This window comes from Streptomyces sp. NPDC048825, from assembly GCF_043198355.1.
Lineage (GTDB): Bacteria > Actinomycetota > Actinomycetes > Streptomycetales > Streptomycetaceae > Streptomyces > Streptomyces xiangluensis.
Genome location: NZ_JBICUR010000017.1, coordinates 114,281 through 137,487, shown reverse-complemented (window position 1 = coordinate 137,487; position 23,207 = coordinate 114,281). Strand labels below are relative to the sequence as shown.

Annotated in this window: 20 protein-coding genes; 10 read left to right on the top strand and 10 right to left on the bottom strand. The window is 71.0% G+C overall.

Annotated features, from left to right (window positions below; all coding sequences use genetic code 11):
* The first annotated feature begins 150 nt into the window (after window positions 1-150).
* Together ACGFNK_RS34240 and ACGFNK_RS34235 are read left to right on the top strand one after the other, a co-directional pair.
* Window positions 151-756, top strand: coding sequence for a hypothetical protein (locus ACGFNK_RS34240; RefSeq protein ID WP_393422189.1), 606 nt, complete (start codon window positions 151-153; stop codon window positions 754-756).
* A gap of 181 nt (window positions 757-937) precedes the next feature.
* Window positions 938-3,382 carry a right-handed parallel beta-helix repeat-containing protein gene (locus tag ACGFNK_RS34235; RefSeq protein ID WP_393422187.1) on the top strand — a complete coding sequence of 815 codons (2,445 nt, stop codon included), beginning with the start codon at window positions 938-940 and terminating at the stop codon, window positions 3,380-3,382.
* Here the strand turns inward: ACGFNK_RS34235 and ACGFNK_RS34230 are convergent.
* Window positions 3,352-5,793, bottom strand: coding sequence for a hypothetical protein (locus ACGFNK_RS34230; protein WP_393422185.1), 2,442 nt, complete (start codon window positions 5,791-5,793; stop codon window positions 3,352-3,354). The genes ACGFNK_RS34235 and ACGFNK_RS34230 overlap by 31 nt on opposite strands.
* Window positions 5,794-6,101: 308 nt before the next feature.
* Between ACGFNK_RS34230 and ACGFNK_RS34225 the strand changes: the two genes are divergently transcribed.
* Complete coding sequence (locus ACGFNK_RS34225) at window positions 6,102-6,932, top strand: DeoR/GlpR family DNA-binding transcription regulator (protein ID WP_386348612.1); 831 nt, start codon at window positions 6,102-6,104, stop codon at window positions 6,930-6,932.
* Between the two features lie 97 nt (window positions 6,933-7,029).
* On the top strand, window positions 7,030-7,509 hold the full coding sequence (locus ACGFNK_RS34220) for an SRPBCC family protein (RefSeq protein ID WP_393422183.1): 480 nt from the start codon (window positions 7,030-7,032) through the stop codon (window positions 7,507-7,509).
* Between the two features lie 30 nt (window positions 7,510-7,539).
* On the opposite strand, the gene ACGFNK_RS34215 is transcribed toward ACGFNK_RS34220, so the two are convergent.
* Window positions 7,540-8,637: a PLP-dependent cysteine synthase family protein gene (locus ACGFNK_RS34215; RefSeq protein WP_393422361.1), complete on the bottom strand. Its 1,098-nt coding sequence runs from the start codon at window positions 8,635-8,637 to the stop codon at window positions 7,540-7,542.
* A 360-nt stretch (window positions 8,638-8,997) separates the two neighbouring features.
* On the opposite strand from ACGFNK_RS34215, the gene ACGFNK_RS34210 reads away from it, so the two are divergent.
* Complete coding sequence (locus ACGFNK_RS34210; protein ID WP_344390421.1) at window positions 8,998-9,321, top strand: hypothetical protein; 324 nt, start codon at window positions 8,998-9,000, stop codon at window positions 9,319-9,321.
* Between the two features lie 185 nt (window positions 9,322-9,506).
* Window positions 9,507-9,989, top strand: a complete 483-nt coding sequence (locus ACGFNK_RS34205) for an ATP-binding protein (RefSeq protein ID WP_393422181.1) — start codon at window positions 9,507-9,509, stop codon at window positions 9,987-9,989.
* A 452-nt stretch (window positions 9,990-10,441) separates the two neighbouring features.
* On the opposite strand, the gene ACGFNK_RS34200 is transcribed toward ACGFNK_RS34205, so the two are convergent.
* From ACGFNK_RS34200 to ACGFNK_RS34190, 3 genes are read right to left on the bottom strand one after another with little or no spacing between them, the layout of a single operon-like run.
* Complete coding sequence (locus tag ACGFNK_RS34200; protein WP_393422179.1) at window positions 10,442-13,006, bottom strand: ABC transporter permease; 2,565 nt, start codon at window positions 13,004-13,006, stop codon at window positions 10,442-10,444.
* The gene (locus ACGFNK_RS34195; protein ID WP_393422177.1) at window positions 13,003-13,764 is read right to left on the bottom strand and encodes an ABC transporter ATP-binding protein; all 762 of its coding nucleotides are present in this window, start codon (window positions 13,762-13,764) and stop codon (window positions 13,003-13,005) included. The genes ACGFNK_RS34200 and ACGFNK_RS34195 overlap by 4 nt, the downstream gene beginning before the upstream one ends.
* Window positions 13,761-14,042, bottom strand: a complete 282-nt coding sequence (locus tag ACGFNK_RS34190; protein ID WP_393422175.1) for an SHOCT domain-containing protein — start codon at window positions 14,040-14,042, stop codon at window positions 13,761-13,763. Before ACGFNK_RS34190 ends, ACGFNK_RS34195 begins: the two co-directional genes overlap by 4 nt.
* A 193-nt stretch (window positions 14,043-14,235) precedes the next feature.
* On the opposite strand from ACGFNK_RS34190, the gene ACGFNK_RS34185 reads away from it, so the two are divergent.
* The 3 genes from ACGFNK_RS34185 to ACGFNK_RS34175 all read left to right on the top strand — a co-directional run bounded on the left by ACGFNK_RS34185 (window position 14,236) and on the right by ACGFNK_RS34175 (window position 16,198).
* Window positions 14,236-14,793, top strand: a complete 558-nt coding sequence (locus ACGFNK_RS34185; RefSeq protein WP_393422173.1) for a TetR/AcrR family transcriptional regulator — start codon at window positions 14,236-14,238, stop codon at window positions 14,791-14,793.
* Between the two features lie 11 nt (window positions 14,794-14,804).
* Window positions 14,805-15,383 carry a DUF4865 family protein gene (locus tag ACGFNK_RS34180; RefSeq protein ID WP_393422171.1) on the top strand — a complete coding sequence of 193 codons (579 nt, stop codon included), beginning with the start codon at window positions 14,805-14,807 and terminating at the stop codon, window positions 15,381-15,383.
* Window positions 15,384-15,778: 395 nt separating this feature from the next.
* Window positions 15,779-16,198 (top strand): tautomerase family protein, encoded by a 420-nt coding sequence (locus ACGFNK_RS34175; RefSeq protein ID WP_393422169.1) that lies wholly within the window; start codon window positions 15,779-15,781, stop codon window positions 16,196-16,198.
* On the opposite strand, the gene ACGFNK_RS34170 is transcribed toward ACGFNK_RS34175, so the two are convergent.
* Window positions 16,195-17,679, bottom strand: coding sequence for a ketol-acid reductoisomerase (locus tag ACGFNK_RS34170; RefSeq protein ID WP_393422167.1), 1,485 nt, complete (start codon window positions 17,677-17,679; stop codon window positions 16,195-16,197). The genes ACGFNK_RS34175 and ACGFNK_RS34170 overlap by 4 nt on opposite strands.
* Before the next feature lie 88 nt (window positions 17,680-17,767).
* Between ACGFNK_RS34170 and ilvY the strand changes: the two genes are divergently transcribed.
* Entirely contained in the window at window positions 17,768-18,619 is an 852-nt protein-coding gene (gene ilvY / locus ACGFNK_RS34165) for an HTH-type transcriptional activator IlvY (protein ID WP_393422165.1), read from the top strand.
* Here the strand turns inward: ilvY and ACGFNK_RS34160 are convergent.
* From ACGFNK_RS34160 to ACGFNK_RS34145, 4 genes are read right to left on the bottom strand one after another with little or no spacing between them, the layout of a single operon-like run.
* Complete coding sequence (locus ACGFNK_RS34160; RefSeq protein WP_393422163.1) at window positions 18,606-19,847, bottom strand: ROK family protein; 1,242 nt, start codon at window positions 19,845-19,847, stop codon at window positions 18,606-18,608. The genes ilvY and ACGFNK_RS34160 overlap by 14 nt on opposite strands.
* A gap of 41 nt (window positions 19,848-19,888) precedes the next feature.
* On the bottom strand, window positions 19,889-20,551 hold the full coding sequence (locus tag ACGFNK_RS34155; protein ID WP_393422161.1) for an alpha-ketoglutarate-dependent dioxygenase AlkB family protein: 663 nt from the start codon (window positions 20,549-20,551) through the stop codon (window positions 19,889-19,891).
* A gap of 53 nt (window positions 20,552-20,604) precedes the next feature.
* The gene (locus ACGFNK_RS34150) at window positions 20,605-22,560 is read right to left on the bottom strand and encodes a zinc ribbon domain-containing protein (protein WP_393422160.1); all 1,956 of its coding nucleotides are present in this window, start codon (window positions 22,558-22,560) and stop codon (window positions 20,605-20,607) included.
* The gene (locus tag ACGFNK_RS34145) at window positions 22,557-23,156 is read right to left on the bottom strand and encodes an IS607 family transposase (RefSeq protein WP_393422158.1); all 600 of its coding nucleotides are present in this window, start codon (window positions 23,154-23,156) and stop codon (window positions 22,557-22,559) included. The genes ACGFNK_RS34150 and ACGFNK_RS34145 overlap by 4 nt, the downstream gene beginning before the upstream one ends.
* Window positions 23,157-23,207 lie beyond the last annotated feature (51 nt).

The window sequence follows — 23,207 nt, the reverse complement described above, 5'->3', positions numbered from 1 at the left end:
GGGGAACCACGGTGCCGGGCACGCCCGTTGAGGTCTTGTGAGAAGTTCATGAAAGGCCGGTACGAGGGGTGATTTCGCTCTCTCTTCCCCGGCCCCGTGCGTGGACGGCTCCGCCGGCGGGTTATCACGGATGGGGAAGGGGGTGCGACATTGAGGGCCATCAGGGGACTCTGGCGCTGGCGGAGCAATCCGCTGCGCCGTACGACCGATCTCGTCGAGGCCTGGCTGGCACTTGCGGCGCTGCTGCTCATCCTGGTCGCCGCCCCCGTGGCCGGCGCATGGGTCGGCTCACTCGCACAGGACGCCCTGCAGGAGTCCGTACGGCAGCAGCGGCTGGACCGCCACCTGGTGGAGGCGACCGTCGTCAAGAAGGCGGACAGCCGCCCGTTCGACCCGGACCCCGAGACGTCCTCGGCACGCGAGTCGCACAACCGTGTGCTCGCCGACTGGAGGGGCCCGGACGGCTCCGAGCGGCACGGCACGGTGATGGCCGCCCTCAAGTCCCCGCAGCCGGGCGACCGGTTCAAGCTGTGGACCGACGAGCAGGGCCGAATAATCGGCCGCCCCCTGGATACCGCCACCGCGACGACGCACGCCGTGCTCGCCGGATTCGGCGCGGCAGCGATCTGCGCCGGACTCGTCGAGGGCTCCCGGCGGCTGGTCGTGTGGCGCATGGTGCGGCGCCGGTACGCCCGCCTGGACCGGGCGTGGTCGCAGGCCGGGCCGGACTGGGGCAGGACCGGCACGGGCAGCTGACAGCCTCCCGCTCCGGTCAACTCCCCCTGCCCGCGCACGCTACGGTGGACCGGCCGAACTGTTCGGCACCGTCGTGAGAGGCTGTTTCCGAACCCCCGTGAGCTGACCGCTCGGGGGCGAGGGGGAGCGACGAGGAGCCTCTCAGGACCCGCGTACGACGAGGTGGGGGCACAACAGCGCCATGGCACAGGGCACGGTCCAGGTGACGCACACCGGCACGTCTCGGTGGCGACGCCGCACGGGTGAGTACGCATCGCTCGCCGCCGCCCTGGAGGCAGCGGGCGACGGTGATGTACTCACCGTCGCGCCCGGTACGTACCGGGAGAACCTCGTCGTGCAGCGGACGGTGACCCTCCGTGGCCCGGAGGGCTCCCCCGGTTCCGTACGGATCGCGCCCGTGGATGGTGTGCCGCTCACGGTGCGCGCATCCGCCGTCGTCCAGGACCTGCTCGTGGAGGGCCAGGACGCGGCGGCGCCCGCGCTGCTCGTCGAGGAGGGCACACCGGAACTCACGGACATCCGGATCGTCACGCGATCCGCAGCAGGGATCGAGGTGCGCGGCGGTGCGCGTCCGACCGTGCGGCGCTGCACGGTCGACAATCCGGCAGGTGTCGGCATCGCCGTACTGGACGGCGGGGGCGGGGTGTTCGAGGACTGCGAGGTCGTGGCGGCCGGTCAGTCCGGCATCGCCGTGCGCGGCGCCGCCCACCCGCGCCTGGAGCGCTGCCGGGTGCACCACGCCTCGGGAGCGGGCCTGTCGGCGACCGGTGAGCATTCCGCTCTGGAGGCCGTTGGCTGCGAGGTGTACGAGGTCAGGGGCAGCGGCGTCCAGGTCACAGCGCGGGCGACGGCGCATCTCACCGACTGCGTCGTGCACCGGACGACGGCGGACGGTGTCACGCTCGACACGGACGCCGTTCTGACGCTCGCCGACTGCCGGATCCACGACATCCCGGAGAACGCGGTCGATCTTCGCTCCCGCTCGGTCCTCACGATGACCCGTTCCACGGTGCGGCAGTTCGGGCGCAACGGGTTGTCGGTGTGGGACCCCGGCACTCGCGTGGACGCCAACCAGTGCGAGATCCATGACAGTACGGGCGACTACCCCGCGGTCTGGGTCAGCGACGGCGCGACCGTGGTACTCGACTCGTGCCGGGTGCACGATGTGCCGGACGCCCTCTTCGTGCTCGACCGCGGCTCGCGTGCCGATGTCGTCGACAGCGATCTGTGGCAGGTGCGCAACACCGCGGTGTCGGTGAGCGACGGCGCCACCGCGCAGCTCGACGACTGCCGGATCAGGGACGCCGCGACGGGCGCCTGGTTCCGGGATCACGGCAGCGGTGGCACGCTGTCCGGCTGCACCATCGACGGTGCGCAGACGGGTGTGATCGTGACCAAGGGCGCCGACCCCACCGTCGAGCGCTGCACGGTCGACTCGCCCGCGGAGGCCGGTTTCTATGTGTCGGCCGGGGGCCGCGGCAGCTTCCACGGCTGCCGGGTCACGGGCAGCGGGGGCTACGGCTTCCATGTGATCGACGGCTGCCGTACGACGCTCAGGAAATGCCGTACGGAGCGCTGCGCGCGCGGGGGTTACGAGTTCGCGGACGCGGGCGGCGACCAGGCGTCCGGCAGCGGGCCCATCGTCGAGGACTGCACAAGCGACGAGAGCGCCGGGGTACGGCCTCCGGCAGCTCAGACGGCCGTGGAGACGACGAGCCACTCCACCGGTCTGCTGGGCGCCATCCCGGGCCAGCGCACGACCGAGCAGGAGCCGTTCGTCACGGCTCAGACGCCCGGGCAGCCGGAGCAGCCCGCACGCTCGTCGAAGGCCGTGCTCGGTGAACTCGACGCGCTGGTGGGCCTCGACAGCGTCAAGCGCGAGGTGCGTGCCCTCACCGACATGATCGAGGTGGGCCGCCGCCGCCAGCAGGCGGGCCTCAAGGCGGCCTCCGTGCGGCGCCATCTGGTCTTCACGGGCTCCCCCGGCACCGGAAAGACGACCGTCGCCCGGCTGTACGGCGAGATCCTGGCCTCGCTCGGCGTCCTGGAGAAGGGCCATCTCGTCGAGGTGTCCCGGGTGGATCTGGTCGGCGAGCACATCGGCTCCACGGCCATCCGTACGCAGGAGGCCTTCGACAAGGCGCGCGGAGGCGTGCTGTTCATCGACGAGGCGTACGCGCTGTCGCCGGAGGACTCGGGACGCGACTTCGGGCGCGAGGCCATCGACACGCTCGTGAAGCTGATGGAGGACCACCGAGAGGCGGTGGTGGTGATCGTCGCGGGATACACGGCCGAGATGGAGCGCTTCCTTCGCGTCAACCCCGGGGTTGCGTCCCGCTTCTCACGGACCATCACTTTCAGCGACTACCTTCCCGAGGAGCTGCTGCGGATCGTGGAGCAGCAGGCCGAGGAGCACGAGTACCGGTTGGCGTCGGGCGCGGGCGAGGCGCTGCTGAAGTACTTCACGGCCATCCCGAAGGGGCCCGCGTTCGGCAACGGCCGCACCGCGCGGCAGACGTTCGAGGCGATGGTGGAGCGGCATGCGGGGCGGGTCGCCCAGTTCACCGAGCCGAGCACGGACGACCTCACCCTGCTCTACGCCGAGGACTTGCCCGAGTTGCCCTGAGGCTCGCCGTCCGCGCCCGGACCGGGCTGAGAATCGCCACCGGGCGGCGTGTCCGGATCAGGCTCATGAGGTCCAAGGGCCCCGCCTTCCGGGCGCGGTCCCGGCACATCCGGCCTGAGCCGGGTGAGCAGCCGCTGCCGCTCCTCGGCGAACGCAGGATCCGCCTGGTAGTCGGAGTGCCCGAGGATCGGCGCGGGCAGCGGGTGTTCGGCGGTCCGGCCGTATGCGAGAGGGTCCTTGAGCGGCTCGCGGTCGACCTTCGGGCCGCAGTCGCCGGGCAGCCGGACGGGGCCGCCGATGGGGTCGGTGGCCCTGTGGAGATTGCGCCAGCAGTCGACCTCACGGTGCAGGCCGCTGAGCGCGTCGGGACCGAAGTGGGCCGGGAACCAGCGCCCGTAGAGCCGCTCCAGGGGTGAGCCGTAGGTCAGCAGCGCGACTCGCTTGCGCACCGACGGGGTGAGCTGCCAGGCCGCGGCGGCGGCGAGGACGCTGCCCTGGGAGTGCCCGGAAATGACGAGCCGTCCGCCTGTGGTGCGCGTCCAGGTGGCCATGCGCCAGGTCAGGTCGGGCACGGCGCGCTCGGCGTAGCAGGGCGGTGCGAAGGGATGTGCCGCGCGCGGCCAGAACGTACCGACGTCCCACAGGATGCCGATGGTCCGCCGGGCCGAGGGGTCTTTGTAGGCACGGCGGCCCCAGGTGACGAACAGTATGAAGCCGACGCCGATCAGCCAGGAGCCGAGCGCCTGCGCGGTCTCGGCCGCGCCCTCCACGAAGGCGTACGTCCCTTGCGCGGCCTCGCCCGGCACCTCGTCGGCCGTCATGGCGCCCACCAGGGCCACGATGCCCAGCAGGAGCGTCACGGCGGAGGTGATGCCGATGATGCGGGGAGCCCGGTCGGTGAGCGAGGCCATCGCGCGCGTGCGCGCGATGCGTCGGGTGCGCTCGGTGTCCTTGGGTTCCGAGGGATAGTCCTGTTCCACCTCGCTCATCGCGGCGCGGCGCAGTTGCACCGTACGCCGGGCCAGCCAGGCGAAGAGCGCCAAGAGGACGACGAGGAGGGGCGGGATGACGGACGCCTGCCAGGTCAGGAACACCGGCGGGCCCTTGATCGAGCCTCCGGTGCCGTCGAGCCAGTCGGCGACGCGCTGGGCCACACCGCCGGAGAACACGCCGCCGAGCGCGCAGGCCAGCATGGCGACGGCGGGCCCGGCCAGTCCGCGCATCGCGGTGCGGGTGTCGGGGTGGGAGCGGTAGAGGAGGTGGGCGACCACGCCGATCGCGATCACGAGCAGGCCCTGAACGAGGACGATGCCGCCGAAGGTTGCGTCACCCGGCAGCCGCGCGACCGATCGCCACTCCGGGCGTGACCAGCCCGCGTACACGATGGTGAGGGTGAGCAGGGTCAGCGAGCCGATGGGCAGCCAGCGCACCAGGGCCTCGTCGAGCTGCCGGTCGAGTCGCCTCTCGCTGCGGCCCCTGCGGCACACGACCCACACCACAACGACCGCGCCCACGACGAGCGTTGCGTTCAGGAGCCAGCCCAGTGCCTCCAGTACGGCCGGCCCGCCGTCCCGGCGGTCGTGACGGGCGGCGGAGGTGCCGACGCCGGCGGTGACCGTCAGCAGCCCCGCGGCGGTGTGGGCCGCGCGCAGCCGGGCCACCAGGCGGCGCCCGTACCAGAAGCCGGGGCGGCCCAGGCCCAGGCGGCCGGTGTCTTCGTCCAGGTCGGCCCCGTCGGTCATCGGCTGCTGAGACTCGTACGCGCTCCAGGTGCGGTGGGACAGGTACCACAGGAGACCGGTGAGAGCGGCCGGCACCACGGCGGCGAGGGCGAGGCGGCGGCCGGGCTGGCTCCACCAGCCGTCGCCGGACTCGACCGGTGCCAGAAAGCCCAGCCAGGAGTGATCCGCGGCGCACGCGCGAGTGCCCGCGCACTGCCAGGCCGCAAGGTCGAGGGCCACCTCGCAGGCGGCGGCCACCAGCAGCACCGTGAGGGTGAGACTCACCAGCCGGACGAGCAGGCCGTAGAGGCGTACCGTCCTCGTCCGGTTGTCGCTCACCGTGGGCCGCATCCAGTGGGCGAGATTGACCACCATGAACGGAAGGAGCAGCAGCCACAGAGCACGGGCGCCGTTCCCGGAGGTGAGGTTGCACCATACGTACGCCTCGGGCACCGGCTTGCCGCGGTAGTCGTCCGGCCGCTTCTCCGCATCGGCGTCGTCGACGCGGCGGAAGACGGCGGCCGTCTCGTCGCCGGTGATCCGCACGGTGCGCGGATCGTTCAGCATCTCCTCGGGCGTGGTGCCGCCCACGCCGTGGACCAGAAGTTCAAGTGCGGTGTCGGCCGTTTCGGGCCGCCGCTCGGGGCTGGTCGCCTGCCCCGCCGAGGCACGCTCCTGTGAACGCTCCACTGTCTTCGCTTCCCCCGTGATGCCTGGTGGCATGTGTCATGTGCAGGTACAAGAATCCCGGCTGCGGGCCAGGTGCGCACCCCTGGTCACGGAATCTCCCCGATCCGTGTGACTGTGACGGCCCCGCGTTGCCCGCGTGACGTGTGCGCGTGGGCACAGGCAGTGGCGCAAGGGGTGGTCACCCGTGCGAGTATGGGACGCCCTTGGGGCCTCGGGCGGGGAGAATGTCCTCGTCGAAGGGGGTCGGACGAGTCGGAGGGGGTTCGAGGCAGTGTCGGGCAGAACGAGTCGAAGGGACCGGAGCGGACGTGAGTGAGAATCAGAACCTCCTCGCGGAGCAGCGCCGCGCTCTGATCCTCGACGAGGTCCGGCGGCGCGGCGGCGTCCGCGTCAACGAGCTCACCAGGAAGCTCGGTGTCTCCGACATGACCGTCCGCCGCGATCTGGATGCGCTGTCCCGACAGGGCATGGTGGAGAAGGTGCACGGCGGCGCGGTCCCGGTGGTCGAGGCGAGCACCCACGAGCCGGGCTTCGAGGCCAAGTCGGGACTGGAGCTGACCGCCAAGGAGGACATCGCGCGGGCCGCGGCGAGCCTGGTCGCGCCGGGCACGGCGATCGCCCTGTCGGGCGGTACGACGACGTACGCGCTCGCCCATCAGCTCCTCGATGTGCCGGACCTGACCGTGGTGACCAACTCGGTGCGGGTGGCCGATGTCTTCCATGCGGCACAGCGCACCTCCGGACAGCGGCAGGGTGCGGCCACGGTCGTACTGACGGGTGGTGTGCGTACGCCCTCGGACTCGCTCGTGGGACCGGTCGCCGACCAGGCGATCGGGGCGCTGCACTTCGATGTGCTGTTCCTCGGTGTGCACGGCATCTCGGTCGAGGCGGGCCTGTCGACGCCGAACCTGGCGGAGGCCGAGACGAACCGGCGGCTCGTGCAGTCCGCGCGGCGCGTCGTCGTGGTCGCGGACCACACCAAGTGGGGCACGGTGGGGCTGAGTTCGTTCGCCGCTCTGGAACAGGTCGACACGCTGGTCACGGACGCCGGGCTGCCCGCCGAGGCACGCGCGGAGGTCTCCGAGCATCTGCGGCGCCTGGTGGTGGCGGGCGAGCCCGAGGAAGATACAGACATCTGACGGACCGCCAGTTATCGTGACCGTACGCCCGTATTCCACCGCTTCACCTCGGGTCTGACACGGTCCGGATTCCGTTCCCGCGAGGGGGTTTTCGCACGTGGCTCGCCAACTGCGCCCGGTGGGGCTCGACTTCGTCCAGTCCGCTCCTGTGCGTCTGGTGTTCGCGAGAGTGGTGAGCGCGCCGCCGGAGGCGGTCTTCCGTGCGCTGGCCGAGGACGTGGCGGGCTGGCCGGAATGGTTCTCGGCGGTGACGCTGGCCCGGCCGACCGAGGGCGGCGCAGGGCGGCAGATCCGGCTCAAGGGCGGTACGCACTTCCAGGAGACGGTGATCGCGGCCGAGCCCGCCGAGGTGTACACGTATCGCGTGGACGAGACGAACGCCCCCGGGGTCCGTGCCCTCGTCGAGGAGTGGCGGCTGACTCCGCACGGCACCGGTACGCGGGTGCAGTGGACGTCGGCCGCCGACGGGACCGCGGCGTTCCGCTTCGCCGTGAAGCTGGGGCGGCCGGGGCTGGGGCGCGCGTTCCGGGACGCGGTGACGAGGCTGGACCGGCGGCTCGCCTCAGCACGGGCATGAGGCGTACGCGCGCGTGCACCCCGATAACGCCTAGTCCGGCCACACCCCCGTAGCCAGCAATGACTCGATCGCCTTCGCGTACGGCGCGATGTCCAGCCCCTGTGCGGCCAGCCACTCGTCCGAGTAGTACTTGTCCAGGTAGCGGTCCCCGGGGTCGCACAGCAGCGTGACGACGCTTCCCGTGCGGCGCATGGCCACCATCTCGGCGACGATCTTCAGCGCGCTCCACAGCCCGGTGCCGGTCGAGCCGCCCGCCTTGCGGCCGATGGACTGTTCCAGTGCGCGTACGGCGGCCACGCTCGCCGCGTCCGGCACCTTCATCATCCGGTCGACGGCACCCGGTACGAAGCTCGGCTCCATGCGTGGCCGGCCGATGCCCTCGATGCGTGAACTGCAGTCGGTGGTGACGTCCGCGTTGCCCGTCGTCCAGCCCTCGAAGAAGCAGGAGTTCTCCGGGTCGGCCACGCAGATACGGGTGTCGTGCTGCATGTAGTGCACATAGCGGGCGATGGTCGCCGACGTGCCACCGGTGCCGGCCGTGGCGACGATCCACGCGGGCTCGGGGTAGCGCTCCAACTTCAGCTGGCGGTAGATCGATTCGGCGATGTTGTTGTTGCCGCGCCAGTCCGTGGCCCGTTCCGCGTAGGTGAACTGGTCCATGTAGTGGCCGCCGGTCTCGGCCGCGAGGGCGGCGGACTCCTCGTACATCTTGCGCGGGTCGTCCACGAAGTGACACTGCCCGCCGTGGAATTCGATCAGTCGGCATTTCTCGGCGCTGGTCGTGCGTGGCATGACCGCAATGAAGGGCACCCCGATCAGCTTCGCGAAGTACGCCTCTGAGACGGCCGTGGAGCCGCTGGACGCCTCGATGACGGGTCGGTCGCGCCGGATCCAGCCGTTGCACAGGCCGTACAGGAACAGCGAGCGGGCGAGTCGGTGCTTGAGGCTGCCCGTGATGTGGGTGGACTCGTCCTTGAGGTACAGGTCGATACCCCAGGCCTCGGGCAGCGGGAAGCGCAGCAGGTGGGTGTCGGCGGAGCGGTTGGCGTCGGCCTGGACCTTGCGTACGGCCTCCTTGAGCCAGTGCCGGTACTCCGTGTCGCTGTGGTCGACATCGAGGGTGGCCATCGGCTCATGGGTGCGGGCCTGTTCTGGGGTTGTCACGGCCGGGCTCCTTCAGGATGGGCCGACACCGGTTCGGCGGGTCGGACGCCTCGATCATAGACAGCTTCCGCACGCTTCTCACCTGCATAAACGTACCTTTGAGCACCTCAAAGGAACCACTGGCACACAGGGACGGGGGGCGCATCCGCCCGAGTGCGCCGAACCGTGCGCCTGACACCCGCGTGCGCACTGGTGCTCGACGCGAGGGACGTGCAGACTGCACCGCAGGGGACGGCGAACCCGACACGAGACGGCGATCCCGGGCGCGACGCACACTGGATCAGGACCGGAGCACAGTCGTAGCGCACAAGGGGGCGGGGCATCATGGCGGAGCCGGAGTTCACGGCCACCGGCGTACGGATCGGAAAGAGGCTGCGTTCGCTCACCCGGGCCGGGCAGGTCCGGATCAGCGACGGCAGGCTGGAGTTGCTCACCAGTTACGGCAGCGAGATCGACAGCGCACCCGTGCGGGCGGTCCGCGCGTCGAAGCCGTGGTTCGCCCATGACGACCGCGCATTGGCGGAGGTCAACGGCACCCGCTACACGCTCACCCTGGGCGAACACGACCCCGCTCCGGGCGAGCCCGGACCGCCCGCCGCCCGCCGGTTCATCGAGGCGGTGCGCAAGGCGGCGGGGCGCGGTCACTGAGAGTGCCACGAGTTGCAGGACCCCATCCCCTGAGTCACGCTGATCCCACGTCACTCTGGGTTTACCGGTGATAACGCTGTGAAGCAGCGTGCGCCGGTCACGAACAGCAGGCGGCCGTTGTACTCAGGCACCTTGCTGGATCCGTACTCGTCTTCTTCCGGACCTCATTTCGGGGAGTCGCAGCCGTGATCAGCCAGCCAAGCAGGCACTGCACGGTGGAGCTCCAAGCCCTGCCGTCGCGGATCGGCCAGGTCCGCAGGATCGTCTCGGCGCAATTGCGCTACTGGCATCTCGACCCCTTGATAGACCGGGCCGCGCTCGGTGTGACCGAGCTGTTGACCAACGTTCACCAGCACGCCGAACCCGACAAGGTGTGCACCGTGGAGATCGAGCTGCTGCTCGACCGGCTCACGGTCTCGGTGCATGACCACGATCCCCGGCTTCCCGAGGTCCGGGACGCCGACGCCTCCGCCACCTGCGGTCGCGGCCTTGCGATGGTCGCAGCGATGAGCGAGAGCTGGGGGGTTCGGCCGGACGGCGAGTCCGGCAAGGTCGTGTGGTTCACACTCGCGGCGCCGTCCCCTGCGGTGACACTGCCGCCCTGTCCGCCGTACGGCGCGGTTACGGAGGCGCCGGCGCGAGGCGCTCCGCTGGGCGCGGTTCGTTAGTGCGCTACGGGTTCGTTGTGGGTGTCGCGCCTTCCCCGCAGGGTGCCTCCGGCGGTGGGGCGGCTGCGGGTTGAGTGTGGCCGGTCGCGCCCCGCGGCGGAGCCGCTAATGTCACAGCCCCGCGCCCCTGGGGTGCGTGGTGGGTCGGGGCCGTGGGCCGGTGCGTCAGCCCGTCGCCAACAGGGCATACGGCCCTTCGGTTTCCACAGGGCGCAGGCGGGCCGAGACAGAACCTACGCGACGGGCATACGACGCACCGGCCCACGTCCCCTCCCGCCGGTGGGAGACTGCGGGCACGTCGTGGCTGATTCGCATGGTGGCTGCCGGTTCCGGGAGCGCCCCGTCGGGGGCGCGGGGAACTGCGCGACCAGCCACAACGGACCTGCAGTCGCCAATGAACCGAACCCACCCTCCCGGCAGGCGCACCCGCTCGACCGCCGGAGGTAACCCGCTCAACCGCCGGAGGCGATGGCGCGCAGCACATCCAGTCGCGCGGCCCGCCGGGCGGGCCGCAGGCCGGCGAGCGCTCCGGCCGCGACGCCCACGAGCGCCACCAGCGCGAGCTGGGTGGGCGGCAGGGAGAAGGCGAACTCACTGTCGCTGGCGCCGTCGGACGCCTTGACGAGCACCCAGCCGAGGAAGCCGCCGAGGACGAGTCCGCCCACCGTGCCGAACGCGGCGACCAGGACCGACTCCCAGCGGACCATGGCGCGCAGCTGCGCCCGGGTCTGCCCGACCGCCCTCAAAAGGCCCAGTTCGCGGGTGCGTTCGTGGATCGCGAGCGTCAGCGTGTTGGCGATGCCGAGCAGCGCGATCAGCACCGCGAGCGCGAGCAGTGCGTAGACCAGGGTGAGCATCATGTCGATGCCTCCCGCCGAGGACTGTGCGTACTCGTCGCGCGTCTGCACCTCGGGGTTGCCGTACGCCGCGGCGACCTTCTCGACCGCCGCCTTGCCGTCGGCCGTGCTCACGCCGTCCTTGAAGGAGACGGCGACGAGGGTGTCGGAGTCCTGGGTGCGGTGCGGGGCCCAGGCCTCGCGGGTGATGACGTACTCGCCCGCGAGTTCCGACTGACCGTAGAGCGCGCGGACCGTGAAGGTCTCCTTCTTGCCGTCGGTGAAGGTGAGTTGGGCCTTGTCGCCGGTGTTCAGGCCCTGCTTTTCGGCCTCGTTCCCGGTGATGGCGATACCGTCCGTGCCGAGGTTCCGCATCGAGCCCTGGACCGTGCCGAGGTCGAAGGTGCGCTCCAGCGCGGCCGGGTCGGTGACCGTCAACGCGCGCCCCTTGCCGTCGACTTCGGCGACACCGCGGCCGAGACCGACGGCCGTGTCCACCTCGGGCCGCTCCCCGATGGCGCCGGCGAGCCGCGGGCTCAGTCCGCTGCCACCCGCTCCGAACGACGGGGTGCTGACGGCGACGTCGCCCGCGAAAGACCGCGACACCGTCTGGTCCATGGTGGCCTTCAGCGAGGCTCCGAACACCGTGAACAGCGAGACGACGGCGACACCGATCATCAGCGCGCTCGCGGTGGCGGCGGTCCGCTTCGGGCTGCGCAGGGCGTTGCGCCTGGCCAGCCCGCCGGTGACACCACGCAGCCGGTCGAGCGGGCTGCCGAGGGCGCGTACGGCCGTGGTGGAGGCGACCGGGCCGAGAACCACGAAGGCGGCGAGCGCCAGGAGGGCCCCGGAGCCCGCGAGCCACAGGGACGGGCTCACGAACACCCCGGTCAGGGTGACCGCTACGGCCAGCGCGCCGAGTCCGCCACCCACGACGGCGCGGGTGCGGGACGCTCCGGAATGGTCGACGGCCGTCTCCCGCAGCGCGGCGAGCGGTGCGGTGCGTCCCGCGCGGACGGCGGGCAGCAGGGCGGAGCCGAGGCAGACCACGATGCCGACGACCAGCGGCAGCAGCATGGACAGGCCGCCGATCACCAAGTCGCCGTCGGGGAACGGGAATCCGATCGCCGGGAACAGCGCCTGCAGCCCCGCCGCGATCCCGATACCGCCGGCGAGACCCGCCGCGGACGCCACGATGGCGACTGCGCTCGCCTCGACGAGCGTCGAGACGGTGACCTGCCTGCGCGAGGCGCCAAGTGCACGCAACAGGGCGTTTTCCCGGGTGCGTTGGGCCACGACGATCGCGAAGGTGTTGTGGATGGAGAAGGTCGCGACCAGCAGCGCCACGCCCGAGAACACCAGCAGGAAGGTGGTGAACAGGCTCAGGAACTGGCCGGAGATCATGTCCGTGTTCTCCGCGGCCGACTCCTGACCGGTGATCGCCTCGATTCCCTTGGGCAGTACGGGAGTCAGGGCGTCCACCAGCTCCTGCTGGCTGATGCCGGGACCGGCCCGCACCTGGATGCTCGCAGCCTCGCCGGGCTTCGCGGTCAGGTATTTCTCGGCGTCGGACTGCGTCATACCGGTGAACGTCACCTGCGCCATGCCGTCCTCACCGCCGAAGCGCGCGAGACCGACGATCGTCACCTTGACCGAGTCGGGCGTACGCAAGGTCGTGGTGTCGCCGATCTTCAGGTCGCCCCGCTCGGCGGTGCCGCGGTTGACGACGACCTCGCCGGACTTCAATGGGGCGCGTCCTTCGGCGAGTTGGTACGGGTTGAGCTTCTGGTCGTCGATCCAGTTGCCCGCGAGCGTGGGCGGTCCCGCGCCGCCGACGGGGTCGCCGTCGGCGCCGATGAGCTGGCCCGCGCCCTCGATGTTGGGCACGGCGGCGGCGACGCCGGGCGTGTCCTCGATCCTCTTCACCAGGCCGGTGTCGACGGGCTGTCGTACGCCCTGGCTCTCGCCCGGCGTGGTGATGGTGTCGGCGCTGCGGACGACGGCGTCGGTGCCGCTCGTCGCGTTGCCGAACATCGTGTCGAAGCCGGCGCGCAGGGTGTCGCCCATGACGAGGGTGCCGGCGAGGAACGCGACTCCGAGGAGCACCGCCAGGAACGTACCGGCGAAGCGCCGTTTGTGGGCGCGCAGGGACGACACGCTGATGCGCAGGGACGCGTTCATGACGGCACCTCGAAGGCTTTCATGCGGTCCAGGACCTTGTCGGCGGTCGGGGAGGTCATACGGTCGACCAGGCGCCCGTCCGCGAGAAACACGACCTCGTCGGCATGGGCGGCGGCCACGGGGTCGTGGGTGACCATGACGACCGTGCGGGCCGTCTGACGCACCGTGCGGCCGAGGAGGCCGAGGACCTCCTCACCGGAGCGGGAGTCCAGGTTGCCGGTCGGCTCGTCGGCGAAGACGACGTCCGGCCGGCCGGCGAACGCCCGTGCCACGGCGACGCGTTGCTGCTGGCCGCCGGAGAGCTCGGAGGGCCGGTGGTGCAGCCGGCCGCGCAGGCCGACGACATCGACCAGCGCGTCGATCCATTCCTTGTCGCGGATGTCGCCCTTGCCGCCCGCCAGGTCCAGCGGCAGCGTGATGTTCTCCGCGACGGTCAGCGTCGGCACCAGGTTGTACGCCTGGAACACGAAGCCGACGCGGTCGCGGCGCAGCAGGGTGAGGCGGCGGTCGTCGAGGGTGCTCAGCTCGGTGTCGCCGATGTGGGCGGTGCCCGATGTGAGCGTGTCGAGTCCGGCCGCGCAGTGCATCAATGTGGACTTTCCGGAGCCCGAAGGCCCCATGATCGCGGTGAAGCGGCCGGCCGGAAAGTCGACGCTCACCCCGTCCAGAGCCCGCACGCCGGTGTCGCCGCTGCCGTACACCTTCACGGCATCGACCACGCGGGCCGCGGTGCGCGTGGTGGTCACCGTCGTGGTCATGCCGCACCGCCCTTGCCGGTCCGGCCGAACTGCTCGTCCAGGACGGACAGCCGGCGCCAGTACTCGTCCTCGTCGATCTCGCCGGAGGCGAAGCGGTGGCCGAGCACGGTGAGGGGTGAGTTGTCCTCGGCGGCCGGTCGCCAGGGGCCGCGGCGTCCGCGCCACACCGTGCGGCGCAGCAGCGCGATGCCGCCGCCGATGACCAGTGCCCAGATCACCGGGAAGAACAGGATCCACGGGCCGGGCCCGCCGTCGCCGAAGTGCGCCAGGGTCTGCATGATCGGTCAACTCCTCGGTAGCGATGCGCTGTGCGATGTCCTTGCGTGTCGCTTCCGAGAGTCGTCCCGCAGGGGGTCCCGGGTCGTCGTACGGCCAGCGGCAGTGCGCGTACCTCCCCGGGAGTACGCGGGCTGCTCACCGCTGCTCCCTAAAGGCTCGACTTCTGTAACTACTAGTATGTACAGTGCCTGCATGAGCACGTCGGAGCGTCTGATCGAGTCCACCCGTGAGCTGCTGTGGGAGCGTGGTTACGTGGGCACCAGCCCCAAGGCCATCCTGGAGCGCGCAGGCGCCGGGCAGGGCAGCATGTACCACCACTTCAAGGGGAAGCCGGACCTCGCCCTGGCCGCGATCCGGCGGACCGCCGAGCAGATGCGGGCTACCGCCGCGGGAGTACTCGACGGTCCGGGAACGCCGTACGAGCGCATCGAGGCGTATCTGCGGCGCGAGCGCGATGTGCTGCGCGGCTGTCCGATCGGGCGGCTGACGATGGACCCGGACGTGATCGCCGACGAAGAACTGCGGGCACCCGTCGACGAGACGCTCGACTGGCTGCGTGAACAGCTCGCCGGAATCGTCGAGGAGGGCAAGGAGCAGGGCCAGTTCGCGCCCGGGCTCGACGGCGAGGAGATCGCGGCGACGGTCGTCTCGACCGTCCAGGGCGGCTATGTCCTCGCCCGCGCGTCCGGTTCGCCCGCCGCCTTCGATGTGGGCGTCCGGGGCCTGCTCTCCCTCCTCTCACCGCACTAGGAAGGCACCCTGTGCACGCGATGCAGTACGAGCTCACCCTGCCCGCCGACTACGACATGGTCATCATCCGCGACCGAGTCGCCCGCAAGGGGCATCTGCTCGACGACTGGGAAGGCCTCGGCTTCAAGACCTACCTGATGCGCGAGCGCGGCGTACACGGATCGCCGGTGAACCAGTACGCGCCGTTCTACCTGTGGAACACCGTCGCAGGCATGAACTCCTTCCTCTGGGGAGGCCCCTTCCAGGGCATCGTCGACGACTTCGGGCGCCCGTCGGTCCGGCAGTGGACCGGGCTGGCGTACGAGGAGGGCGGCGCCGCCGACTCCCCCGCACGGGTCGCGGTATTGCGGCGCCAACAGGTGCCGGACGGCGCCCAGTTGACAGAGGCCGGGGCTGAGGCAGCACGGGAGGCCGAGCGGCTGGCAGGGGAGGACGGCGCGGTGCTCGCGGCGGCCGTCGTCGACCCGAGCCGCTGGGAGCTCCTCCACTTCTCCCTCTGGGAGCACGACACCCCCAAGGCGGACGGCGACGCGTACGAGGTGCTGCATATGTCCGCCCCGCAGCGGGACCAGTTGCCGCGACCCCTGTAAGACACCGTTCCTGAAGACTGAATAGGAGTGAGCCCATTCAGCCGCACGACCCGAACGGTCTTGGGCGCACTGGTCCCCGGCGTACTCGGCCCCGGGGCGGCGACACGCATCCTGTGCGCGGTCCGGTCCCGGGAAGCCAGTTCCCTGTACGACCTGGCCAGACGAGCACGGCCAGCGGCTACGGGGAGGCCCTGAACCATCACTCCGGTGGAGCAGGGGCCCCGCACGCCGACGCCGAACTCGGCATCCCAGATCGCACAATCACGTTAACCCGGACGGCCCAGGGCGCCGCAAGCCTGCAAGCGGACCACCACACGATCGAGCTAAAGCGACCTTATGCACGCTTCTCAGCGAGCAGTTACTGACCCCCCTGATCGAGAAGGAGAACCGCCGACATGCCCTTCGTCCGCATCGACGCCCTGGGAGCCGACCCCGATCGGCTCGACGCCCTAGGCCGTGCCGTGCACGACGCCCTGGTCGAGGCCATCGGGATCCCGCCCGACGACCGGTTCCAGGTCCTGGTCGGCCATGACGGCAGCCGCAGCACGTTGCGCTACGACGACGGTTACCTCGGGATCCACCGGGACGACGGCCTCGTGTACGTCACGATCACCCTGCGCTCCGGGCGGACCCCGGCGCAGAAGCAGGCGCTGTACCGGCGGATCGCCGAACTCGCCCGGGACTACGCGGGGACCGAGCCGCGGAACGTGTTCGTCAACCTGATCGAGAACGAGCCGATCGACTGGTCCTTCGGCGAGGGCGTGGCACAGTACTCCGCCTCCTCCGCTCCGGCCGGACCCTCGTCCTCGGGCTAGACCACGGCGATGTCCACGGACGGCCGGAGTTTCGCCGCAGCGGCCAGCGCCTCGTGCACCGGGTTCGTGGTGAAGGCGTTCAACAGGGCCTGGTCCGCGGGCTTTTCGGAGGCCGGGAAGGCGATCTGCTCGTACGCCGCCTGGAAGCGCGGGCCCCAGCGGCGGGCGCCCAGGCGGGCCGTGCGGGAGCAGTTGTCGACCATGTATGCGACATCTCGGGCGTGCATGTACGGCAGCAGCGAGTCGACGGCCTCGATGACCGACTCGTTGACGATCTCCGACCAAGGGTGGCCGCGCTCGGCGAACTCGTCGATCTGGGCTGTCATGGTGGCGATGAAGACGCCGGCCGTGAACGGGTCGACGGACAGCGCGCGTTGGGGTCGCCGGGCGCGTACCTCGTCGCCCGCCGCCCACATGGGCGAGCCGCCGATCTCGGTCATCGGGCAGGTGCCGAGGCGCTGTTCGGCGAGGATCACACTGCGCAGTTCGGTGCCGTCGGCGACCTCGTCGTAGATCTCGGCGACGAGGTCGCGGGCGGGGCCGTAGGTCGCCGTGTACGCGCGGTCGAAGGTGTCCCGCCCCGCCGGGTCGAGGTTCTCGCGCACCGCCCGCAGGCCGGAGCGTGAGATGGTGCGGGCGATCGGGCCGGTGACGTTCTCGCAGGACCGTTCGTACGCGGTTACCGGGTCGCCGCCGGCGAGGCGGAAGCGCGCGTACAGGCTCTCGACGAGGCCGTGGACGGCGCCGAGCAGGATGGCGCGCTCGCCGACGATGTCGGAGCGGTACTCGCTGTCCAGGGTGGTGTGGAAGGTGTACGGGGAGCCGAGCGCGACCGACCAGCCCAGCGCACGGTCGACGGCGTGACCGTGGGGGTCGGCGTGCACGGCGAAACTGCTGTTGATTCCGGCACCGTTGATCTCAGCGCCCTGCAAATACAGCCGTCGCACCGAGTCGCCCATGCCCTTGGGGCAGACGGCGATCACGCCGTGCCCGGCAGGGAACTCGCCGCCGTTTTCCCGGAGATGACCGAGCAGGAAGCCGTGCGACAGGCCGATCGTGGCTCCGGGCTTCAGCGCTGCGAAGAGCTCCCGGTGGTGGGCGGCGAGCGCAGCGTCCGCGATCAGCAGGATCACCAGGTCGCTCTCGGCGGTGACAGCGAGCCAGTCGCCGAGCGTGCCGTCCGCCTCGGTGAACCCGTGCGCGCGGGCATCGGCGGCCGAGGCGGAACCGTGGCGCAGTCCGACGGCGACGCGGATGTCCGTACCGGCCAGGGAGTCCCTCAAGTTGGCTGCCTGGGCGCGGCCTTGAGGGCCCCAGCCGATGACGCCGATGCGGTGGACGCCCGCGAAGGCCCGCGGCAGCAGGGGGAAGAGTTGGCGGCCGCCGCGCAGGATCGTCTCGGTGCCGCCGGGGACGGTCATGGTTTCGAGGGGGAAGACGGTGGAGGCATACATCGAGGTCACAGAGGTCACTGAGGTCATGGTCGAGTTGTAGGCTCCGGCTGCGTGTTGCGGCAAGCGCAACTTGTGCAGCGCGGTGTTGCGATAGATGAAAGACGCAGGTGAAGGCATGCTCAATGATCATCGCGAGCTGCGGCTGTTCGTTCATCTGGCGCAGACGCTGAACTTCGGCCGGACGAGTCTGGACTGTCATGTCAGCCCCGCGACGCTCACCCGCACCGTGCAGCGTCTCGAGGCGGAGCTCGGCCACCGGCTCTTCGACCGCGGCCCGCGCGGGGTGTCGCTGACAGCGGAAGGGCATCGCTTCCGTGCGTACGCGATGGAGGCGCTGGAGTTGTGGCGCACTTACCGCGAGGAGCACCCGGACCCGGCCGAACTCACCGGCAGGCTGGCTGTGTTCGCGACCGTGACGGCCTGTCAGGCGCTCCTGCCCGACCTCCTCGCACGCTTTCGCGCCGCACATCCGCAGGTACGCCTCGACCTGCGCACCGGAGATGCGGCTGCCGCGCTCGCCCGGCTCGACGAGGGCGAGGTCGACGCGGCGGTCGCGGGCATTCCGGCGCGGCTGCCGGGGCCGCTGGTCAGCCGGACGGTGGCGGTGACCGAGCTGGTCTTTGTGACGGCCCGCGACCGCGCCGACGACGGCCTCGGCGGGCCGTTCGTGCTGCCGCACCGTGGACTGGTGCGAGAGGTGGCCGACCGATGGTTCCGCGGACGGGGCGTCACACCCGACGTGGCGGCCGAACCCGACGGCCACGAAGGGCTGTTGACGCTGGTCGCGCTCGGCTGCGGCACCGGTGTCGCGCCCCGTCTCGTGCTCGAGAACAGCGCGGTGCGCGACCGTCTGGCCGTGCTGCCCGCCTCTCCCCCACCGGAGCCGTTCCCGATCGGCCTGTGCGTACGACGTGCCGATCTGCGGCGGCCGTTGGTGTCGGCGCTGTGGAGCCTTACCGGGCCGTGAGCGCGGCGAGCGGGTCGTCGAGCACCGGCTGCCAGGCCAACTCGGCTGCTCCCACCAGGCTGTTGTGGTCGAGCGTGCAGGCGAGGATCGGTACGCCGCCGCTCTGCCCCCACAGACTGCGGTCGGCGACGACGGCGCGCAGGCGCCCCGGGTCGGCGTCGAGGAGGGTGCGGTGGAGTCCGCCGAGGATGATGCGGTCCGGGTTGAGGATGTTGACCAGCCCCGCAAGTCCCAGGCCCAGCCGATCGATCAGTGCCTCGGTGGCCGTACGGACGGCCTGGTCGGCGTACTGGTCGCGGATCAGGTCGTTCGCCTCCTGGAGCAGCGAGACCTCGGGGCCGGGGTCGCGGCCCGCCGCGGTGAGGAAGGCGAGCGGATCCGCCTCGACGTCCAGGCAGCCTCGGCTGCCGCAGTGGCAGGGGCGGCCCTCGGGGTTGACCGTGAGGTGGCCGACTTCGAGTGCCAGGCCCGAACTGCCCGTGTGCAGACGGCCGTCGAGCACGAGCGCGCCGCCGACACCGCGGTGACCCGTGGCCACGCACAGCAGGTCGCGCGCGCCACGGCCCGCGCCGTGACGGTGCTCGGCGAGCGCGGCGAGGTTGACATCGTTGGCGGCGAACGCCGGGCCGGTGATCCCGGCCGCGTGGATCCGCTCCGCGAAGATCTCCCGTACGGGTGCGCCCGCCGGCCAGGCCAGATGGAGCGGGTTGAGGGCCGTGCCCTCGGGTTCGGCGACCGCGGAGGGCACGGCGAGTCCGGCGCCCACGCAGTGGCGTCCCGTCTGCTGAAGGAGCTGGGCGCCCGCGTCGACGACCGAACCGAGCACCTTCGCCGGGTCGGCGTCGACGATCTCGCAGCCGGGCGCGGTCGCGACGATACGGCCGCCGAGCCCGACCAGCGCCGCGCGGAAGCCGTCGGCGTGCACCTGGGCGGCGAGGGCGACGGGGCCGTCCTCGGCGAGCCGGAGCCGGTGCGAGGGCCGGCCCTGCGAGCCGGCGGCGGCGCCGGGGCGGGCGTCGACCCGGATCAGCCCGAGCGCTTCGAGCTCCGCGGCCACCGCGCCGGCCGTCGCCCGCGTCACCCCCAGTTCGGCGGTGAGCACGGCCCGCGTCGGCGCGCGCCCCGTGTGCACGAGCTCCAACGCGGGCCCGAGCGCGCCGCGTCCGCGGTCGAGCCGGGTCCGCGTGATTCCTTCTCCCGCCGCTCGGGGGGTCGGCTTGCCGTTCATGAGTGGGAGTCTCCCATGATCCGGACGGTTGAGGGCCTCGCCTAGAAACCGCTGGCCCGCAGCGTGATGTTGAGCCTGCCCGTCAGGCCGAGTTCCGGAGGCGCGGTGCCCGCATCCACGCGCGGTACGCCGTGGTACGCGAGGCGGGCCGGGCCGCCGAAGACGAAGAGGTCGCCGCTGCGCAGTTCCACGTCCGTGTAAGGGCGTGCACGGGACACGGTGTTGCCGAAGCGGAAGACGCACGTGTCGCCGAGGCTCAGGGACACCACGGGGGCGTCGGACTTCTCGTCGCTGTCGCGGTGCATGCCCATGCGGGCGCCGGCGTCGTAGAAGTTGATCAGGGCGATGTCGTACGGGGCTGTCGGCTCGCCCTCGAAGGCGTCGTCGCCCCCGAAGGCATCGGCCACCGCACGACGGCCGAGCTCGCCCAGCCATTCCGGGAACGGCTTCACGGGCGCGCCGTCACCGTCGACGACCGTGCGCGCGTACCCGTACGGATACCAGTGCCAGCCGAGGCAGACCTGCTGCGACGTCATCGTGCCGCCGCCGGGTGTGTGGACCGTGCGCAGGCCGGCGGGTGGGCGCGCCCAGTCGCGGCAGGCTTCGAGCAGTTCGCGCTGGCGCCCGGCATCGACCCAGTCCGGCACGTGCACCGCGCCCGGCGCGACCTCCGTACGGCTCCGGGGAAACAGCTCGGCGTTCATGGCTCCATGGTCGCGCACTGCTCGGAGACGTACGGGCGAAAGCTGCGGCTCGGCTAGCGTCTCTGATCAGTTGAGGGAAACGTGGTCAGCGTGGTGCCTGGTACGTGTTCCCACCGGGGAGGGGAGGCGTGGGCGTGCAGGTGGAACCCCGCACCCAGGACTGCCCCTTGCGGGCGGTGTGTGCTGATCGTCTTCACGCCCTGGTTCCGGAGGGCCGCACGAGGCAGTCTCCGGACCGTGTGAGCGTGTCCCTCCGGACGCTGGCCCGCCAGGTCTTGCAGCCTGGCGGGGGAGGGTGTCCGGCGTCGCCTGGGCGTCGGACATGCTGCTCGGTGGCGGGTCGGTCCCCTCTTGGACCGATCCCGGCCGCTCTGGGCGGCAGGCGGTGTGATGACCGCCTTGGCTTCGAGTCTGTCGACCACCGAGCGGATCACCATGGTGCCGCTGGCACGGTCGGTGACCGTCTTGGTCTGGTGGGTCAGGCCGCGTGCGGCAATACGCCGCCAGGCGCCCTGGTCCCGGTCGCCCTGCCAGCTACACGAGGGGCAGATCGCCCACTTCCAGCCCGCAACGGTCGGCCGGTCGGGGGCCTTGCGGTGCCGCAGCGGCACCAGGCACTGCGGGCAGTGCCTGGATGTGTTGCGGGCCGGGACATCCACCACGGCGATACCGGCTTCGGCGGCCAGGTGGCGCATCCGGTCGATGATCTGCCCGCGCACCGTCTGCGACAGGCGCGTGTTCATGGTGCGGCCCATGCCGCGGGCCTCCATCGAGCGGAGGTCTTCGACGTAGATGACCGTGGCCCGGGCGGCGATCGCCTGGTCCACCGCCCACCGGGCGGCCGAGCAGGCCAGGGCGTCGTTCAGGTTCGAGCGGCGGTCGGAGACGTGCCGGATCTCGTCGGTGAGGATCTGACGCTTGTCCACGAGAGCATGGTCCTCGCGTTCGCCGATGAGCCGGTCGTACCGGTCGGCCCGGGCATGCAGGTACTCGGACTGACGGCGCAGGCGGTGCTGCTTCGACAGGACGCCGGACGCACGGAACATGCCACCGGAGCCGAGCGTGGTGATCGTGCCGTCGTCGTGGAGTCGGGCGGCGCCCGCACTGAGCAGGGTGTTCAGTCCCCAGTCCACCCCGAGGGCGACCGTGTGGCCGGTGCGCTGCGTCTTTGGGACGGCGTGGGTGTAGGCGAGGTCGGCCCGCACCGTGTCCTGGTGGAGGCGCAGGGTGGGCAGGTGCAGCACCGCGCTCGCGGGGACCGTCAATGGCACCTTGATAGGGCAGGCCACCCACGTCCAGTGCGCATACGACCGCGGATCGGGGCGGGTGGGCAGCTGCAGGCGCAGCAGCGCCCGGCCCGGCTCATCGGCGCGCTCGATGGTGGCCTGCTGGCCGTCACAGGCGGACAGCAGCAGCATGCGGGCAATGCGGGGCTCACTCTCCAGCTCGAACACGTCGGCCGGGAGCCGGCCGTGCTTCTTCCGGAAAGCGGCGATCTGACGGGTGCGGGAGGTGATGATGCTGGAGGGCAGGTGCTGCCCGCCGGGCACCGCATCGCGGACGACATCCCACTCCTCGGCGGTGCGCTTCTTCGGATCCGCGGGCCACGTCTTGAGGACGCCGGCGGTCAGATCGGCCCGCCACTTCGCCGAGCGCAGGGTGCGTCCGGCCTGTTCCTGTGCCATGCGGAGGATGCGGTCGTTGACCTTGGCGCCCGGGGTGACGGTCCAGCCCAGGCGGCGCAGCGCCATCCAGGCGTTCGACGGCAGCTTCTGGCCGCCCGCATCCTCGCCGGAGGCGAGCGCATCCACGTCGGGGGTGTTCCAGTGGTCGGCCAGCAGATCATTGACCATGCCGGACACCAGATTGGTAGTCCAGCCGACCCGCTCCGCCAGCACGGAAGCGGACAGGAACTCGCCGGTGTTCTCGTCGACCGCGGTGCGCAGCACGCCCCGGGCGCAGGCGGTGCGGGAGGTCTCGGTGTCGGTGAGCGGCAGCTTCCGGCTCATGAACGCTCCTGGGCTTCCGCCAGGAGTTGTCGGCGGGCTTCGGCGGAGCGCATGCCGTACAGGCGTCCGGCGAAGGCGGTGACCAGGGACAGGAAGTCTTCGAGGAGTTCTTCCCGCCCCCCGGACTTCTTCGGGTGCAGTACTTCCAGCGTCACGCCGTGCACGGCGAACAGCTGCTCGAGCCAGCCGACACCGAACCGGGCCAGCCGGTCCTCGTGGGTGACGCGGACTACGGTCACCGAGCCATCGGACACCATCGCTAGGACCCGGCTAAGGCCGGGGCGGTTCTCCTTCAGCCCGGATCCCCTGTCCTTGACGACCTTGACGACTTCACCGGTGGCGGTGGTCCGCAGCTCCTCTTCCTGCGCGGCCAGGGAGGTCTCCTGGCCGGTAGGGCCGGAGACGCGGACGTAGAGGAGTTCCCGGCGGGGCCGGTCGGTGCCGCCGCGCTTCAGGTTCTCGATGTCGACGGAGGAGAAGCGGCGTTCGCGGCCGACCCAGGTGAACGGGATCTTTTCGTCGAGCGCCCACTGGCGGAGTGTCATGGGGTGGATCCCCAGACGCTTCGCGGCCTTCGACATGCGCAGCAACTCCATGCCGCACACTGTACACAGAGAACACTAAGTAAAACTATGGATGACTAATGA

What these genes read in the sequence shown, in the direction of transcription:
- ACGFNK_RS34235 (WP_393422187.1), top strand. Translation starts at nt 938, where the DNA reads ATGGCACAGGGCACGGTCCAGGTGACGCACACCGGCACGTCTCGGTGG.
- ACGFNK_RS34215 (WP_393422361.1), bottom strand. Translation starts at nt 8,637, where the DNA reads ATGGCCACCCTCGATGTCGACCACAGCGACACGGAGTACCGGCACTGG.
- ACGFNK_RS34210 (WP_344390421.1), top strand. Translation starts at nt 8,998, where the DNA reads ATGGCGGAGCCGGAGTTCACGGCCACCGGCGTACGGATCGGAAAGAGG.
- ACGFNK_RS34200 (WP_393422179.1), bottom strand. Translation starts at nt 13,006, where the DNA reads ATGAACGCGTCCCTGCGCATCAGCGTGTCGTCCCTGCGCGCCCACAAA.
- ACGFNK_RS34195 (WP_393422177.1), bottom strand. Translation starts at nt 13,764, where the DNA reads ATGACCACGACGGTGACCACCACGCGCACCGCGGCCCGCGTGGTCGAT.
- ACGFNK_RS34190 (WP_393422175.1), bottom strand. Translation starts at nt 14,042, where the DNA reads ATGCAGACCCTGGCGCACTTCGGCGACGGCGGGCCCGGCCCGTGGATC.
- ACGFNK_RS34185 (WP_393422173.1), top strand. Translation starts at nt 14,236, where the DNA reads ATGAGCACGTCGGAGCGTCTGATCGAGTCCACCCGTGAGCTGCTGTGG.
- ACGFNK_RS34175 (WP_393422169.1), top strand. Translation starts at nt 15,779, where the DNA reads ATGCCCTTCGTCCGCATCGACGCCCTGGGAGCCGACCCCGATCGGCTC.
- ACGFNK_RS34170 (WP_393422167.1), bottom strand. Translation starts at nt 17,679, where the DNA reads ATGACCTCAGTGACCTCTGTGACCTCGATGTATGCCTCCACCGTCTTC.
- ilvY (WP_393422165.1), top strand. Translation starts at nt 17,768, where the DNA reads ATGCTCAATGATCATCGCGAGCTGCGGCTGTTCGTTCATCTGGCGCAG.
- ACGFNK_RS34160 (WP_393422163.1), bottom strand. Translation starts at nt 19,847, where the DNA reads ATGAACGGCAAGCCGACCCCCCGAGCGGCGGGAGAAGGAATCACGCGG.
- ACGFNK_RS34155 (WP_393422161.1), bottom strand. Translation starts at nt 20,551, where the DNA reads ATGAACGCCGAGCTGTTTCCCCGGAGCCGTACGGAGGTCGCGCCGGGC.
- ACGFNK_RS34150 (WP_393422160.1), bottom strand. Translation starts at nt 22,560, where the DNA reads ATGAGCCGGAAGCTGCCGCTCACCGACACCGAGACCTCCCGCACCGCC.
- ACGFNK_RS34145 (WP_393422158.1), bottom strand. Translation starts at nt 23,156, where the DNA reads ATGGAGTTGCTGCGCATGTCGAAGGCCGCGAAGCGTCTGGGGATCCAC.